At 53.4% G+C, this 1,250-nt stretch carries 1 protein-coding gene; it reads left to right on the forward strand.

The window, feature by feature from the left end; translation table 11 throughout:
• The first annotated feature begins 211 nt into the window (after positions 1-211).
• Positions 212-1,141 (forward strand): transposase, encoded by a 930-nt coding sequence (locus tag E4P01_RS05745; protein WP_216090624.1) that lies wholly within the window; start codon positions 212-214, stop codon positions 1,139-1,141.
• The last annotated feature ends 109 nt before the right edge of the window (positions 1,142-1,250 follow it).

Here is a 1,250-nt window from a genome sequence, read left to right on the forward strand (position 1 = left end):
GCTTGTGTCTTGATCCGGGATTAGACTGAGGTGAGAGCGGTGAGTGGCAAGCTGAATGCCCGGAGTGCTTAAAGCACGTGTGGGAGCCCATGCTGCCACTCACCTCTCCGCTCTGGACATGAGCCCGAACAGTTGAACGAGCCGACCTCGAACAGTTACAAGCGTGGGCCAAGCCAGAGCGCTCTCACCTTGAGTGTAAGAGGATTTGGCTATGTTTTCCTACCTAGGCATCGATGTTTCAAAAGGCAACCTCGAAATTCGGATCCTTCCAGAAGACGTCGGCGTGAGTTATGCCAACAACAGTGCAGGTTTTGCGGCGCTGATTGATTGGCTGAAGCCTTACAACATTCGTCGCGTACTGTTAGAAGCGACCGGTGGCTACGAAAGAGCTGCTATGAAGTCACTTCAAGCAGCAGGCCTGGATGTTTTGCGGATAAACCCTCGAAGAGCCAAAAGCTTTGCAGAGGCAATGGGTTGCCGCGCTAAAACCGACCCGATAGATGCCCGTCTTTTGGCAGAGTTTTCCCAGGTCATAAAGGATTCCGACAGTCGAATCACGAGTGTCGAGCAAGACAACTTACGTGCCCTAATCCAGCAGCGTGAGAACTTTGTCCAGCAGCAAAGCGATGACACCAGGCGCATGAAAACGGCCTCTGTCGATCTGGTGAAACCGCTGTTGCAAAGTCACATCGACTATCTGACCCAGGCAATAAAGGCGATAGACAACCTGATTCGTCAAAGTGCCAAGGTCTTGGACCGCGACAAAATGGCTCGGCTGTGTTCGGTCAAAGGAATTGGGATTGTGACGGCAGCGAGCCTAATGGCTTATGTACCTGAGCTTGGAGAGGTCGGGCGTCGCGAGATCGCGGCCCTGGTAGGCGTAGCGCCGTACAACGATGATAGCGGTAAGCATCAGGGAGCACGCCATATTGGCGGTGGCAGGTTTGCAGCACGACGAGCGATGTACATGGCTTGCTGGGTGGTAATTCAGCGACAACCTGAGTTCAAGGCCAGGTACGACGCGCTGCGCCAGAAAGGCAAGTGCGCGAAAGTAGCGTTGATAGCGTGTATGCGAGTGCTGCTGATACGGCTGAACGCCATGATTCGAGACGGGGCTGAGTGGAAAGAGCGCGCCATTTAAAAACAGACAGCGCGTTTTTCAGTAACTGGTTCACGGCCTTTGGCCGTGGGATGCTTGCTGGCTTTCAATTAGCCTTTAAATTAAAAGCCTTCAAGACAGTTGCTCCCAC

Origin of the sequence: Pseudomonas sp. NCIMB 10586, assembly GCF_023127895.1 — a bacterium.
Lineage (GTDB): Bacteria > Pseudomonadota > Gammaproteobacteria > Pseudomonadales > Pseudomonadaceae > Aquipseudomonas > Aquipseudomonas synxantha_A.

Bases quoted from the DNA above. Each gene is read 5' to 3' on its own strand.
- E4P01_RS05745 (WP_216090624.1), top strand. From the start codon at position 212: ATGTTTTCCTACCTAGGCATCGATGTTTCAAAAGGCAACCTCGAAATT.